This is a genomic window from Aeribacillus sp. FSL K6-1305, from assembly GCF_038050115.1.
GTDB classification, from domain to species: domain Bacteria; phylum Bacillota; class Bacilli; order Bacillales; family Aeribacillaceae; genus Aeribacillus; species Aeribacillus composti.
Window position 1 is genome coordinate 1,075,572 of sequence record NZ_JBBOQV010000002.1, and the last position, 15,880, is coordinate 1,091,451.

The following is a 15,880-nucleotide window of genomic DNA, read 5'->3' on the forward strand; positions in this document are numbered from 1 at the left end:
TTAAAAGTAAAAAATTCATATAACTGTTCTAGCCTTTACTTCTGGGTGTGCTTTCTTTTGCTCCATTGCAAGACCATCCAATAACCAGCGTAATTGCCGATAACTAATTTGTATCGTTCCAGTGTCATTTTCATTTGGCCATTGAAATTTTCCTTTTTCCAATCGACGATAATAAAGCCAAAAACCATTATAGTCCCAGTGAAGAATTTTTAATTTATCTCGCTTTCGATTACAGAACACAAAATAGCTTGATGAAAAGGGATCTAAATCAAATCCCTCTTTCACCAAAGCAGCTAATCCATCAATGGATTTTCTCAAATCAGTACTTCCTTTTGCCAAGTAAACTCGTTCAGCTCTTGTACCAACTAACATGTTGATTTCAACGTCCTAACCACTTCTGAAAGAAAGGCCGGATCGAAACCAGGTTTTACTTCAATTGAAATCCCACTAATTTCAATCCGTAATGAATTTTCAACTGTTTGTGAATGATCTTCTAGGGTAACGGATGCCCATTTTGTAGACTTTCCTTGATTTTTTATTGGATTTTCAATTTTTCTTAACCAGTATTTAAACTGGTGAATATTCCATTGATTTTCCTTGCACCAGTTTACTTGAGTTTGACCGCTTTTACGATAGTCAGCGATTCGTTGTTCCCAAACCTTTCGTAATTCAGGATTCTTAGGCATAAAAAAACCTCCTTCAATTTCATCTTGAGGAGATTATCTCATGAAATTAGCACACCAAGAAGGTGTGCAAGATTTGACGCTTACATCTATAGTATAAACAACAGATGAAGCTATTCCAGTGGGATTGGTATCATTTTCTTTAGTTTGAGGTGACTGGACAAAAGAAGTAGAGGCAGGGGCTAAAGAAGCAGTTACTATGAATCCTTTAGCTAGTCTATTGATGCTCATTTCCTCCCCTAATTAGTCGTATAATTAGTAGCAAACCAATGACCATGTATTTAGGTTACAACCTGTAATTGTTTGCTTTAGTATAAATTCCCACCTCCTCCTTGTTATCATTCTATCAACAGGAAAAATATAGGTGAATAGGAAAAAGGAACAATATTTATTTACATAATTTACACTCTTAAAAAAGTTCAAAAAGTGTAATTGCGGATAATAATGTATTTGTCATATCGGAGAAGTTTTAAGTATTAATAACAGAAACCATGTAAAAAACATAAAGATAACTTTTTAGAAAAAGTTTTCTAAGTGAAAAAACAATTACAGTAGAGGGAAAGATGGTAAAAGCCTTTTGCATCAATAAAATTATCTTTTTAAGGGTAAAACAGATAACAAAAAGGTAGCTAAATCCTTCTCTTAGCAGATAAGGAGAATTTACAATACCTATTTAGCCCCTAAATGAACTTGGACAATAAGAGTAAAAAATAATATACTGCTTAATGTACCAAGGAGGCTAAACAACATGACACGAACCAAACACTCCAAGGAGTTTAAATTACAAGTCATCAAAGAGGCACAGGAGACAGGCAATAACAGCCTTGTTGCCCGCCGTTATGAACTGAATTCCAACATGGTATCCCGTTGGGTGAGGGAATATAAAGATGGCAAATATGGTGATGTTGATGTCACTGTTTTGCCGGGCCTTGACCCGAAAGAAATATCCAAGGAAAATGAAAAGCTCAAAATATTGCTTGGTGAAAAAGACCTTGAAATCGCGATCTTACGCGACATGATAAAAAAGAAAAACCCTCACTTGCTGAAAAAATTGAAGTAGCCGACAACTGGATCCAAAAAGGCTATTCCATTTCCAAGGTGCTAAAGATTATAGGGATTGCTCGTTCCACCTACTATTATCAAAAGAGCTACCGAGTGGAAGAGAAAAAAGTGAGTGAGGGGCGTCCGGCACCAGGTTATTCCTTCACAGAAGACGGGCGAAAAGTATCAGACGAACAAATCAAAGAATTCCTGCTGGAGGAAATTGCAGGCGATGGCTTCAACTAGCAGGCATAATGCTTCTTTTTCGCGATATCCATGCCAACGACGAGCGTTTGATCGGTGACTTGATTAATCTTCTTGTTTGAGATAGAATTCATGTATAGTCCTCCTTGGTATCCAAATTAGGGGTCAATTCATCCGATTGACACCCCCGAATCATACCAAGAGGGCTTTTTTTATTCAAGTCCCCGAAAAAACTTCTAACAGGAATGCTCCTTTTATAGATTTATAAATAATCTTTACTTCGCTATTTCTTACTAATACGCAATAAATATGCATTAACTATTGTCATTATATGCCTTTATCGTAATCATCACAATATCTGTGCCAGAATACCTTAACCGTTTGACTTCTTCCTCTAACTCTTATATATGCTTGTTTTTAGCAACGATAAGGACATCTTTGCTTGCATCTGTCATTTCCCGTTTTAACTTGCATTCAGTATTGATATTTACTTATGTAAAAAAATAATAGATAGAGCATACACAAAATACCATGTAGCCTATCTATTATCATAGTTTAGATAAGAAATTCTGGATCGTTTTTTGATAATTTAGTTTTTTCAGAAGAAAGTTTGTTTAATAGTGATATGGAAGATTACAAAATACTTAAAAATACAGAAATTTGAATCAAATTTCAAAACGTATTGATTTATGTGGCTGCTTAAACGGAGTGAATGACCAAATGGCGCTTTCGACGAAATCCATTGCTTTTAGTTAGCCCGCAAGCGCTGTCCATTTAATTCCTGTAAATAGACTTGGTATGGAGTCCGATTGTGAAAAACCAAAACATTCCCTTCCTGTATAACATTCATTTCTATATTCAGGCATGAGCTTTTGCAAAGAGGGGCAGGTGATAGGACTTTGCAAGGCATACAGACCAGTCTATCACCACACCCGCCCCACATGTTGAATATGATGCCACTGTACAAGGCTTTGATTGTATAAAAACTCAATGATTCACAAGTGATTTCAAAAGTCTAAACAGGGATTAAAATGTTTTTGAAATGAAATCATATCAATCGAAATAAAACGACTTCTGTCAGGAGATTTCTTTATACTTGAACTTTCATTTCATCCCATTGTTTTAGTTGTCTTAAAGATTCTTTATAGTAATTGACCACCACATCTAAATAGTTTCCATGCTTAATCGGCGTAAATGGATTGGGGCCTTCTGCGACCATTTCCATTATAATCGGTCCTTTGAAACCAATTTCATCTAAAGCTTTTATTTGACCTCTAATATCAGAGTGTCCGTTACCTATAGCTTGCCTATTGGAATCAGCGACATGATAAACACCCAGCTTATTCCCTACGTCCTTGATTGCCTGAATTGGACAAGCCTCCTCAATATTCATATGATATGCATCTAATAATATATAAAGGTTGTCGCTTTTTACTTCATTAATTAATGAAATCGCTTCCTTTGCTGTTAAGATTTGATGGTTCTCATACCGATTGAGTACTTCAAATACAACTTGAAGGCCAACTTCCTCCGCTTTATTTACAATCTCCTTCGTACTAGCTACAAGCAAATCCCAGTCTTTTGTTAAATCTCCGCATCCATGTATTTTCCCAACATCACCATGTAAGCAGATTCTGTTGGCGCCTAAATTTTTCGCCCAACTGATTAGGTCTAAAAAATATTGTACGGCACTAGCTCGAATATTTTCATCAGAACTGGAAATGTCTACATTTTCAGGTGTTACGGACAATACCTTCAAGTCATATTTTTTTAAAATCGCTGCTAACTCTTCCGGAGATTGTGACAAATCCCCTTGGACTTCCACTCCGTCAACACCAATCTTCTTGGATATTTTACATTTCTCTTCAAAATCTATATCTCCAAACGTCCATAAACAAAGACCATAATCTCTTTTCATATTATTTTCCCTCCGGCAAGTAGTCATTTATACAATTCTATTATTTATAGATTGTATCAAAATCTGAAATATTCTGAACACTATAAGTTATAAGATTTTGAATCTGTTAAGCTTTCACAGATTCAATACTAGTTATTGCAATTTTGTTGAAACGGATCTCGTCCTATTAACTTAATTTTTCTTAGTTTTACAGTTGGCGGATCAAATATAATAGTAATTTCCGATTCAGAATCTATAACTTTAATTCCTTCTTCCATTCATTGTTTTACAGCTTCAAACAGGTAAGTCCTCAGCTTGTTCTTTCTTCATTTACAAGATAGTCTAATTCTTCTTATATCAGATTTTCTGCTTCTTCCGACCTTTTATTTCATCTTTCATTCCAATAGTTAATATTTCCTGTTTTACATGTATTTTCTGTAATAAAATTTACAATTAACCCTATATATGGTAATTGATAAATAAAGGGGCATGTAAAAAATTGCCGTCTCTTCATCATTTTCTGTAAACAATATCTTTTGCCACACTTGTTTTAATTACAGGAGAAGTATTTGAACCGGTAGGACTGCGGGTTCTGGTTCCAAATCTAGATCATGATGTGGCTGTTGCTCTTCTTAATCAAGTTGAGCCTTTTTTAATATGGCAGTTTGTTTTATTGTATTTTGGTGTTAAAGCATTATTGAAATCTGAAAGACGGGTTGCTCCTTTACTTATTGTAAGTATTATCTTTGTAGCAAACTTGACATTAAAAACAATTCCATCGATTATGACAAGTTTCCTATAAATTAAGGAGAGTAGTTATTATGAAAAAAAGAATGCTCATATTTTTATTGGTCACGGCGTTTTTTACAGTTTCGGTTATTATGGTTGAGTTAAGTATCCGTTCAGCTGTTTTATCGCCATTTATTCTTCTCGATTCAAAAAAAAATGTAGGAGTCCAGAAGCTTTTAACTGGCTATTCCATCTACCATGGGGACTATCTTTTAGATATTGAACATACTGAAGAAGACTCTACCAATCGTCCGCTCGCTTTTCATATTGGACCTATTGATTATCAATTTATCAAAGTCAATACAGAAAACATTATCTTACCTGCTGGAGAAGAGCTGACTGTTATGACGAGAAGAGGGGTTGAACCGTCTTTTAGTAAGGAAGTGACGATTCAGTCTAGTAAGAGGAAATTTTTTTTTAATGAATATACAATACGTGCTGCAAAAAATGATGGATCATTCTCCATCCAATTGAAGACGGAGTTTAGTAAAACTCTTACTTTTTTGATATATGGTTGTTCATTTTTATTGCCTTTTCTTTTGGCATTGTTTATTAACAAGGTTCTTCCATGGCGCAATCTTTTTACATTGTTTGTTCCGTTTATCTTAGCTGGAATCCTTCCATTGATATTAAACTATCATTTTTCGATGGGTTACGCACTACTTTTAACAAAATCATACATTTGGAGCATTTTGTTATGTATCTTTCTCCCGACGTTTTTATCAGTTTCATTGACAACTGCTATATACCAATGGACGATAAAAAGTGATGAGGATATTGAAGGAGAGTCTGAAATGGAGGAATCAGATTTCCTTGAATTTTCAAAAAGGGAAAAAGTTATAATTTTTGTACTCACCATAGGAAGTCTTGCTTACTTTTTCTCATTTTTCCTTTTTCCACTATCCCTATATGTAAAAATTGTGGACAAATGGTATTTATTTGCTGCTTGGTATTTATCGTTAACCCTTATTATAATGCTAGTTTATACTGTAATACATCGTTTCATGGGGAACTATGAAAATGTGGGATTCACCGAGCAATTTTACTCTTTGAAAAAAACGATAGAAGCTGCATGTAGTATAAACGTTAACCTATTTACGAAGAAAGAGTCCGAGAATGAGACGAATGCTTGGGTGTATAGTACTCCTTTTGCATCTAAAAAAAGCATTAACATTTACATGACAGAAGGTTTGATAAAAAAATTTACTTTAGATGAGGTAAAGGCAGTGTTATTTCACGAAATTGGACATATCAAACGAAAGCATGGTCGTTGGATACTGTTTATTACTTTTGGAGTAGCGACGCTTATTAGTTTGCTGATGTTCTTTACTAGAAAAATTATGCTAGGATTTGGATGGGGACAGTATATCCTTATTTTTCCAGTTGGTATAATCGCTTTAATAGGGCTCACAGAATGGCTTCCGAATAAAATTAGTAAAATGTTTGAACACCAAGCAGATGAATTTGCTGTAAGGCAATTGGGGAATAAGGAGTTATATATTCAAACATTAATGAAGTTAGAGCGAATCAGTGAAAAAGAGAATGACGAGTTTGACTTCAAAAGGAAAGAGTGGAAAGAAACTCATCCATCCTTCCAAAAAAGAATTAACTTTATCAAGGACTTGGTATGAACGTGAAAAATATATTTCGACTTAAGGCGTTTGGTATGGCATTTTTGGAAAGAAATCGAGATGTTTTTTTACTTTCACTTTTAATTGTTTTAATAAGTTTTTTGGACCAATGATTTATTTGCAGTTAACTGATATAAGAGAAGCAACAGACATGGAACAGGAGGCTGTAGTAATAGTTTCAGAAAACCTCGATGATGAGGAGCTTACGTGGCAGTCTATATTTTTTCATAATTTCATGATTTTATTGCCAGCATGTATTGGTGTGTTTTCATTTGGTTTCGTTTCTTTTTGGTATATCCTTTTACAAGGATATTTATTAAGTACTAGTAGGGGCTGTCTTTGAAAGTCAAATCGCCATTGAAAACAAAAAATCATAAACACCGATATATTAACGTTTCTAAAGCATTAATGGGGGCGTCATAAGCCGTAAAAACGACTTATTAAACACCCCCATTCTCTTTTTGGTTTGTATTTAAATATACAATTTTTCATGGTGTTTTTGAAATCCTAGCAATTATACTTGTTGGGGCATTCGCACTAAAGCCTGCAGTAGTGACTTTTAAGTGCATTATATTAAAAAAGCCCTTTTTCCAAAAAAGAGATTTTAAAGATATGTCTATACTGTTTGTGCTCTATGTATTTTTTCTTTTCTTGGCAGCGTTAAATTGAAGGTCTTATAACAACAGGGCTTTGAGATGGGGACTTATATGAAAAAAATTTGGCTTATATGGAACAATCGGACACGGTTAACTATTAATAAAATTGTGTACCAGGATGAAAGCATGATAATAGTTAGTAGTTCCTATTTTACAAGTGTTATATGGAATTTAATTTACAATCAACCCTATATATGGTAATCTAGGGGATTGAAGGTATTTGTATAAAATTGCTAATTTAGGAGATAGTATCAATGAAGCAATGTGTAGACCTGAAAAAAAGGATTTTTTGCTAGTCTTTTAACTTTTGCATTAGGTTTAATGGCAGCTCAAGTTACTACTGAAATAGGAACTGTAAATTCATCTTTCGCATGATTAGCTACTAAACTCGGAATTAAACAGGCTACAGCAGGGCTTATTATTGATTTGGTTTCTGGAGGTTCAACTCTTTGGTCGATTGTTGCGGCAGTAGCTGGACTTAGCGGCGCAATTGGAGGTATTACTGCAATTAAAGCCGTTATTCAAAATTCAGGAAGAGACTTTGCTATTGCTTTGTAATTAAAGCTGAAAGAGTACAAGCCCAAGCTGCGGAAATCCGGCAAAACTTGTATTCGCAGCTAATACTAAAATTAACATGCCACTTCTTTTTTCTGTTTACCTAGTCAGGAGGTGCCAATTCAATAATGTTTACTAGTAATTCTGTCTTTTCTTTTATAGATAAAATGATCAATATAATAAAATATAACAGAAAATCTGCTCTGCGAAAATTTTTAGCAGACTGGCAGCTGGATAAAATTGATCTTAGAAAGATATATAGATGGATTACACTCATTGTGATTTTTATTATGAGTGCTTTGTTTTTTTTCACAGTATTTTTAACTGGTTATATCATCAAGGATCTAGATGCAAATACATGGTTAAATGCCTTTTTGAGCTTTGTAATATTTCTTGCTTTCTTCAACTCATTAAGTTTCTTTAATAAAAAATCTTCTATTTTTTATTATGACACGACAAAAATGTTGTCTCAATTAAAAAGTTATAGAGTGTTGCAAGTCATTGCTTCTATTTATGGTGACTCATTGAAAAATACAGTGATAATGTGGTTCGTTTTGTTAATGCCTGTAGTTTTAGGGATACATATAAATTACCCAAGTTTTGAGCTGAAATTTTTGATTTACTATTTTCCGCTATTTAGTCTATTAAGTTTAATAATGACTATGTTTTTTTCATACTTCCGCTTTTTGTTTTCCCATTTTTTTTATATACAATCACTGCGTTTATTAAATCGCTTTTTTCTATTTATAGTCGTTGGGCTCTTATTTTTTTTATTACCCTTCACGATCGCTTCACTGTTATTCAATTCACAAAAATTTGGAATTAAATTAGCAGATATTGTGATAAAATATCAGTCTTTTTTAATGGAACTCGGTCTGCCTAAGGACATATATAATCTGGAATTTCATATACTTTTCATCGTTTTTCTTTTCATGCTATCCATAGCTGGTGTATTCACTTTGATATGGATCAAAACATTAAATCATTTAGATTTAATACCTTATTACCAAATTCGTACCCGTAAAAGCTCTATATCTGATAAAGATAAGTTCATAAATACGAATAAATATTTTTTTGTAAAAGACATACTTCATATTAAGCGTGTTAGTTCATGGTTTATTGGGCATATAGGAAAAACTATATTAGGCTTGCTAGTATTTATCGGAATCGCCTTGCCAGTCGTACAACATTTTATTGATTCAACATCACCGTTGTTTTTTTTATCCATTATAACAGTATTTGCTTTTGCCATATTTCAAATTGTTGGCGAATCACTAAAAATGATATTAGCGATTGATACAGAGGCCAAGAATATACACTTGCTTGTTTATACCAAATATACAATGTGGGATATTGTCAAAGAAAAATGGTATATATATTTTATTTTTACATTTCTAGTCACTTTTTTCGTCGTCTTATTATCTTCTGTTTTTATAAATGTAAATATTTTTCTGTATGCTTTATCAATCACTATTATGCTCACCTATGGTGGACTGAGTGGTTTATTTCAAATATTCTCAACAGCGTTATACCCACGGATAAATTGGGAGCATCCCTATGAAATTGGTGAATCCCATAAAGCTAATTTTATAGAAAGCATTTTAAATAATGGTCTAACTTATCTATACACGGTTTTCATAGGAGGATTACTGATCGCAGATCAATTTTTCGGATTAAAATTAAACACTATGGTTGCATGTATTCTTATATTAATTCTCGTTGCTTTTTTCTTTTGCGCTTATGCCATCGTTGCTGCGTATACTAAACAAATTTCAGTCAGGGAGGTTTTCTTAAAAAATGATTAAGGTGAAAAATTTATCTAAAAGATATGATGAAAATATCGTTTTAGATAACCTTAATTTCCAAGTGGATACGGGTTGTATCTATGGGATTGTTGGTACGAATGGTGTTGGGAAAACTACCTTTCTACGTATCCTTGCAGGTTTATCCAAACCAGATAATGGTGAAATATACATTGATAATATGAATCCTGTTGGTAATAAAAGCAATAAAAAAATAAGTTTTGTTCCTGATTCCGCTTCTTTATATGAATATTTAAGCGGGGAAGAATATCTTTTGTTCTTTGCATCTATTTTAGATGTTCCGAAAGAGTTGCGAAAAGATAAAGTTTCTTATTTAATTGACCTCTTCAATTTAACATCAGCAAAAGATGAATTGATTAAGACATATAGCCACGGAATGAAACAAAAGGTATCTATTGCATCAGCATTATTGAACGATCCAGATATATTATTATTAGATGAACCTTTGACAGGAATCGATTTAATCAATTCACATATTATAAGACAACATATAAAAAAGTTTGTAAAAGCAGATAAAACAGTTATTCTAACGACACATTTACTTGAATTGGCACATTCTCTATGCGATAAAATAGGGATTTTACATAAAGGTAAAATTGTCGAGGAATTTTCAACCAATAAATTAAGTCTCGATTCAATAGAAAAGCGTATTACATCAGTTTACTTAGGTAAAAATTCTGGAGAAATGATGAGCAAATGAATTTTCAGGGAAGGGGTATAAAAGATGTTGTTCGTAAGCTTGTATCGAATAACAAAATATTGTTTGTCATTTCTTTACTTTTATTTTTTGGGGGGATGGCAGGGGGGTATTTGTTTAGAATAGATGCAGTAAGAGGAGACTTAAACTATATACAGGCTTCTGATGTAGAAAACTTACTTTTTAATAATATAAAGGCATCACTAGTTATTGCTTCAGGATTACTTTCTCTTGGTATTTCTACTGTTATATTTTTGATAACTAATGGGTTAATAGTCGGTTCCTCTATTCAGCAGCAATTGGAGCTTGGATTGTCTATTTCAAGTATTTTTGTAAAGCTAATCCCGCATGGAATATTTGAGATACCTGCGATATTAATAAGTGGAATCATTGGATTAAAAGGCGTATCAATTATTATTGAATATTTCCGTACTTCTTTAAGTGCAAAACAGCTAATAAAACAGACGTTATTTGAAATAGCCCTATTAACCAGTATAATATTAATTTTCCTTACATTGGCAGCAATAATAGAATGGTATATAACCCCATTATAATATTGGAGGTCATGTCATGAGTGCAAAATTTGCAAATTTTCTATCAACTGCCCTTTTTTTCTTAGCATTGATCGTTATAGTACTAACTAAAAATCTATATTTAGGTTTATTCCCCTTAATTTTATCTATGTTTATTCTTACTTGGCAATTAGGAGGAAAGATAAACAATAAAATGTTAAAATTCATTTTTTTGGGCTTTGAATTTCTGTTTCTTTTTATACTCTCATTTTTTTTAATAAATCATCTTCTTACGAGGGGGATATAAATGAATATTATTCATAAACCAAGTATCAAGTTGGTATGGTTTGGAATATTGGTAAACTATATATTGCTTTATTTAAGTATTTTTGATTATTTAAACAATTATATGAAAAGCATTTTACCGGATTTAGACAGTATGGTCTCGGTCATATTGGTTTCTATAATTGGTATTCTTAATTTAGCTTCTATTTTCATAGGGGTTCTGATATTAAGCATTATAGCGTATATATTTGGTCGAATATTTCGTATTGGGATAACTAAGCGAGAATTTTTATTTATTTGTAGTATAGTTATGTTGGTGAACACTTCCATTCAGATTCCCATAGCTTTGGCAAACTTTATAAATGACTCAAATAATATTGTTTTGGTTAGCAATAATCTTTTATTTACTTTATTTAACCCTTTCTTATTGTTATCTATTTTTGTTTTCTACAAACTATTACTTAAATACGATGTACCCAAAAAAATTATTATTAGTTATTGTTTAACATTTTATTTTTTACAATTAGGAAGTACTCTTCTTTCAAACAGAATGCTGAATTTATAACCATTGACCAAGGAAGGCTTAGGCAGTATGTGATTTGCTTATCCCAAAAAGTATAGTCTTACATTGGTCAGTTGTGCAACTATTTTCGAATTAAAACAAAGTCATTATTGTTTTCAAAAATGATTTTGACTGAAAAATAACTGGCCAAATCACAAAATAGAGATGACGTTGATATTGAGCTGCCTGATGTTTTTGCAACGATAAAAGTTCAACTATTTCGCTCCGATTAATGTGTACGTCTTCATGATCCTGCATAGATAGCGAATCGGTCAGGGGGAAAATTGCCTTTGGCTGCGAGAAAGCTCAAGGAAGTTTCGGCATATTACCCTTTCTGGAAAAGATTATCCCTAATTATATTTTAGGTACGGGGAGATCTTTGGCTTTTTTATTTAGGTACTTGCACTACTAATACGTGTCTGCATAGATTATGGTGAAATATTTAAACACAAAGGATGAGTGCACATGGTTGCATATTTGGATTACACATCACCTAAAACGCAATTCACCTTCGATGTCAACAAGAGTAGATCGTTCACAAAGGATAAACACAACTTTATAAATATCTTGGGAATTAAACAGTTAAACACATTAGAAAACATATCTTTATTGGATATTTTTTTAAGCAAAAATAATGTTATAGAACCTCACTATCATCAAAATGCAGCTGAGCTGGTCTATTGTATTTCCGGTGCTGCCACTGTCTCGATGTTGAACCCATTTACAAAACAAATTCATAACTATCCAATTAAGCCGGGGCAGGTGGTAAATATTCCGCAAGCATGGTGGCATTACGAAGTAGCAACCAAGGATAATACACACCTTCTGGCAATATTTGATGCCCCGACTCCTGAGGTGATTTTAGGTTCAGATATCTTAAAGCTTACTCCGTCAAATATCATGGCGCATACTTATTGCCTGAATGAACAGGAATGGAAGAAAACTATAGCTCCTATTCAACCGAACACATTTATCGGCCCACATAAAAACTGTAAACGTAAGAAATATGAAAATGATCAAACTAGATCGACCCGCCAAAATCCAAATTATATCCATCATTATCATCATTACCCTTATAATTACCCATTCGCATCTTATAGTCCCAGCCTTTCCTAAGGCAGAACCTTTAAAGGAGGTATTTTTCCTTTGATAGGTTTTGTTTTGAGAATTTACTGAAAATTCCAGTCGTATGATACAGTTCCTGATTATAGAAATCTTATGGCAATTCTCTTTTTTTGTTTGAAACCATCTCTTAGATAAGGAAAAGGTGGTTGGAAACATTGCTTCGTAAGCTGTTGGGGTATAATCACCGGAAGAATGTTTCAGGAAGAACTTGCTAAGCAAATATGCGGCGGTGAGCGACATGTGGTGTAGCTCCTCAACTCATGAATTCGTTTCGCAAATATTCTTAAACCCTTGGGCAATCCAGTAAAAGGATTTGTCCAAGGGTTTTATGTTTGCCGAAGGAGGTTTTCATGATTTGCCTTAAAAATCTTTATACATACTTTGCAACAGTTCCCAAAACGAAAAAAAGGCGGGGGTTTTTGCATAACTAAGTTGATTTTTGATTAAGCGGTGTTGAAGGGAGGGCTTCTCTGTTTGCAAATTGTCCAATTGTAACCGCAGGTTTAAATACTTTTTGCCAATTGGTTTGACCAGCAGATTGAAAATAGAATAATCGAATGGCTTTCACTCTGTGTGTCCGATAAAATAAAAAAATTTACACTTATCTACTAAATAAATCAATTTCTTCCTGTTCCATAGAACAGCAGGAACGATTTCGAAAATCTATTAAAATATGTCTCCATCGTTGAAAGGTGAACAAGCTTGAGGAAGTCATGATGAGAACAAGGATTCAGTCACCTCAAAAACAATTTGACAAAAGAAAAAGCTGCTAGCAGCTTGTCAACGATGTTTTATGTTTAATTTTCATTATCAGCAATGACAAGCTGGATATTGTGTTTTTTGGCAAATTCCTGGTATTGCTCGCTCGGAGCAGTGTCCGTAATAATATAATCAACCTCATCAAGACGGCAATAAGTCATTAAAGCGTATTTATCAAATTTATCATGATCTACCAATAAATAAACTTGTTCACTTCTTTTGACAATTGTTTGTTTTATTTCGCTTTCAAGCGGGGAGGAGTTCGTTACGCCATTTGAAATGGAGATGCCGGTTGATGCCATGAAAGCTTTATTAATATTGTAGCTTTGTAATATATCCATATTTTTGAGACTGACGAACGATTTCGTTTTACGTTCAAATATTCCACCTGTTGTCAGAACGTTTAAGTTTGGGTAAGGGTACGAATTTATAATAAAGTCCAAATTGTTTGTAATGATCGTGACCTGTTTTGTTTGCAAATATTCCACCATTTCCAATGTTGTTGTTCCCGAATCAATATAAATAATATCGCCGTCTTCAACATATTTTGCGGCTGCTTTGGCAACGGCTTTTTTCTGCTTTTGATTGCGGGTTTGTCTGACCGTAAATGATTCTAATGTTGTATGATTAACAGCAACTCCTCCGTACACCTTTTTGATCGTTCCCCGTTCAACTAATTGTTGAACATCGCGCCGGATGGTGTTTTTTGACACATTGAATTCCTTAACAAGTTCGTCCAACGAAACGGTTTGATGTTCAAAAACATATTTTTCTATTTGTTCTATTCGTTTAGATTTTAACATGTGGATCCCTCTTGCTTTCTTTAGTTTTCACTGGCTAATATCTGAAACAAATTATAAAGTTAACCAAAACTTAACCATCAACGTTAATTATATCTATATTACCCTATAAGTTCAATAATAATGAAGATTTAGCCGATTAGTAGCAGAAATATTTTAAAATTTTTGTTGACTGAAAACGCTTTTAATATTATCATTAAAATCGAGATATAACCAAAATATAACTAATATATAACAATAATATCATCAATTTTTTTAAAAACATACCAACTATTTATGATCAACTAGTGTTGATGAATTAAGGGGGACAGAAAATGTCTAACGCATTAAAATTAAAAAATTACATTAATGGCGAATGGGTTGAAAGTAAAGCAACAAAATATGAAGATGTTTACAATCCTGCTACTAAAGAAGTAATTGGCCAAGTTCCGCTTTCTACAAAAGAGGAAGTGGATGAAGCTGTAGAAGTTGCCAAAAAAGCTTTTGAGGAATGGAAAAACGTCCCTGTTCCTCGCCGTGCAAGAATCCTATTTAATTTTCAGCAGCTGTTAATAAAGCATAGGGAAGAATTAGCGCGGATCATTACGATTGAAAATGGAAAAAGTTATTCTGAAGCATTAGGAGAAGTCCAGCGCGGAATAGAAAATGTAGAGTTTGCGGCAGGAGCGCCTACTTTAATGATGGGGGATTCCTTATCAACGATTGCGACTGATATTGAGGCGACCAATTACCGCTATCCGATCGGCGTGGTCGGCGGGATTACTCCGTTTAACTTCCCGATGATGGTGCCTTGCTGGATGTTCCCAATGGCAATAGCGCTTGGCAATACTTTTATATTAAAACCATCTGAAAGAACACCTCTCTTAATCGAAAAATTAGTCAACTTGTTTACAGAAGCGGGTCTTCCAAAAGGTGTATTAAATGTGGTAAATGGAGCGCATGATGTTGTCAACGGAATTTTGGATCATCCGGATATCAAAGCGATTTCGTTCGTTGGCTCCAAACCGGTTGGCGAATACGTTTATAAACGGGCTAGTGAAAATTTAAAACGCGTTCAGGCGTTGACTGGAGCGAAAAACCATACGATTGTGTTAAAGGATGCCAACTTGGATGATGCTGTTACCAACATTATTTCTTCAGCATTCGGATCAGCAGGAGAACGATGCATGGCATGTTCAGTTGTGACGGTGGAAGAAGAAATTGCTGATCAATTTATCGCCAAGTTAAAAGAAGAAACAGAAAATATTAAAATGGGCAACGGCCTTGATGACGGTGTCTTGCTAGGACCGGTCATCCGAGAAGAAAATAAAAAACGCACGATCCGTTATATTGAAAAGGGTGTTGAAGAAGGCGCAACCTTGGTATGTGACGGACGCAATCGCGCAACAGACGACGGGTTTTTTATCGGACCTACGATTTTTGACAATGTTACAACCGATATGACCATTTGGAAAGATGAAATTTTTGCACCTGTCTTATCGATCATTCGGGTGAAACATTTAAAAGAAGCGATCGAAATTGCAAATAGATCTGAGTTTGCCAACGGCGCATGTATTTTTACAACGAACGCTCAAGCCATTCGCTATTTCCGCGAAAATATTGATGCAGGTATGCTAGGCGTTAACTTAGGAGTGCCGGCTCCAATGGCGTTCTTCCCGTTCTCCGGATGGAAGTCTTCGTTCTTTGGAACATTGCACGCCAACGGAAAAGACAGCGTTGATTTTTATACGCGCAAAAAGGTTGTCACAGCGCGCTATAAAACGCCAAGTTTTGAATAATAGATTGGTAATGTGATAGAAGATTCATCCTTCAGGCTCATTATTCAGCTTCATGAGCCTGAAAATGAATCGGAAAAGAGAGC

General features: G+C 34.0%; 12 protein-coding genes and 2 pseudogenes. 10 read left to right on the forward strand and 4 right to left on the reverse strand.

All coding sequences use genetic code 11. The features are described 5' to 3' along the window. Positions 1 to 15: 15 nt before the first annotated feature. The gene (gene tnpB, locus NST97_RS15120) at positions 16 to 372 is read right to left on the reverse strand and encodes an IS66 family insertion sequence element accessory protein TnpB (protein WP_003352857.1); all 357 of its coding nucleotides are present in this window, start codon (positions 370 to 372) and stop codon (positions 16 to 18) included. After that, a complete protein-coding gene (gene tnpA, locus NST97_RS15125; protein ID WP_311066156.1) occupies positions 366 to 686 on the reverse strand; it encodes an IS66 family insertion sequence element accessory protein TnpA in 321 nt (106 codons plus the stop codon). The genes tnpB and tnpA overlap by 7 nt, the downstream gene beginning before the upstream one ends. Before the next feature lie 745 nt (positions 687 to 1,431). Between tnpA and NST97_RS15130 the strand changes: the two genes are divergently transcribed. Next, positions 1,432 to 1,743, forward strand: coding sequence for a transposase (locus tag NST97_RS15130; RefSeq protein ID WP_339194083.1), 312 nt, complete (start codon positions 1,432 to 1,434; stop codon positions 1,741 to 1,743). Positions 1,744 to 1,838: 95 nt separating this feature from the next. Beyond that, the gene (locus tag NST97_RS15135; protein WP_257790163.1) at positions 1,839 to 1,970 is read left to right on the forward strand and encodes a hypothetical protein; all 132 of its coding nucleotides are present in this window, start codon (positions 1,839 to 1,841) and stop codon (positions 1,968 to 1,970) included. A 1,048-nt stretch (positions 1,971 to 3,018) separates the two neighbouring features. Here NST97_RS15135 and NST97_RS15140 read toward each other — a convergent pair. Then, positions 3,019 to 3,846, reverse strand: coding sequence for a sugar phosphate isomerase/epimerase family protein (locus tag NST97_RS15140; protein WP_339194086.1), 828 nt, complete (start codon positions 3,844 to 3,846; stop codon positions 3,019 to 3,021). Between the two features lie 800 nt (positions 3,847 to 4,646). Between NST97_RS15140 and NST97_RS15145 the strand changes: the two genes are divergently transcribed. The 7 genes and pseudogenes from NST97_RS15145 to NST97_RS15165 all read left to right on the forward strand — a co-directional run bounded on the left by NST97_RS15145 (position 4,647) and on the right by NST97_RS15165 (position 12,451). Next, positions 4,647 to 6,245: a M48 family metallopeptidase gene (locus NST97_RS15145; RefSeq protein WP_341343399.1), complete on the forward strand. Its 1,599-nt coding sequence runs from the start codon at positions 4,647 to 4,649 to the stop codon at positions 6,243 to 6,245. 471 nt (positions 6,246 to 6,716) lie between these two features. Further along, a pseudogene (locus NST97_RS19340) lies at positions 6,717 to 6,914 on the forward strand (hypothetical protein); the annotation flags it as partial. A gap of 374 nt (positions 6,915 to 7,288) precedes the next feature. Then, positions 7,289 to 7,459: pseudogene (locus NST97_RS19345) on the forward strand (uberolysin/carnocyclin family circular bacteriocin); the annotation flags it as partial. Positions 7,460 to 7,584: 125 nt separating this feature from the next. Beyond that, positions 7,585 to 9,261 (forward strand): hypothetical protein, encoded by a 1,677-nt coding sequence (locus NST97_RS15150; protein WP_341343400.1) that lies wholly within the window; start codon positions 7,585 to 7,587, stop codon positions 9,259 to 9,261. Then, positions 9,254 to 9,979 (forward strand): ABC transporter ATP-binding protein, encoded by a 726-nt coding sequence (locus tag NST97_RS15155; protein ID WP_341343401.1) that lies wholly within the window; start codon positions 9,254 to 9,256, stop codon positions 9,977 to 9,979. Before NST97_RS15150 ends, NST97_RS15155 begins: the two co-directional genes overlap by 8 nt. After that, a complete protein-coding gene (locus NST97_RS15160) occupies positions 9,976 to 10,530 on the forward strand; it encodes a stage II sporulation protein M (protein ID WP_327856894.1) in 555 nt (184 codons plus the stop codon). The genes NST97_RS15155 and NST97_RS15160 overlap by 4 nt, the downstream gene beginning before the upstream one ends. Positions 10,531 to 11,800: 1,270 nt before the next feature. Beyond that, on the forward strand, positions 11,801 to 12,451 hold the full coding sequence (locus NST97_RS15165) for a cupin domain-containing protein (protein ID WP_063387638.1): 651 nt from the start codon (positions 11,801 to 11,803) through the stop codon (positions 12,449 to 12,451). Between the two features lie 806 nt (positions 12,452 to 13,257). Here the strand turns inward: NST97_RS15165 and NST97_RS15170 are convergent. After that, positions 13,258 to 14,022: a DeoR/GlpR family DNA-binding transcription regulator gene (locus NST97_RS15170; RefSeq protein ID WP_327847885.1), complete on the reverse strand. Its 765-nt coding sequence runs from the start codon at positions 14,020 to 14,022 to the stop codon at positions 13,258 to 13,260. Positions 14,023 to 14,333: 311 nt separating this feature from the next. Between NST97_RS15170 and iolA the strand changes: the two genes are divergently transcribed. Next, positions 14,334 to 15,797, forward strand: a complete 1,464-nt coding sequence (gene iolA / locus NST97_RS15175; RefSeq protein ID WP_063387635.1) for a methylmalonate-semialdehyde dehydrogenase — start codon at positions 14,334 to 14,336, stop codon at positions 15,795 to 15,797. Positions 15,798 to 15,880: the final 83 nt, after the last annotated feature.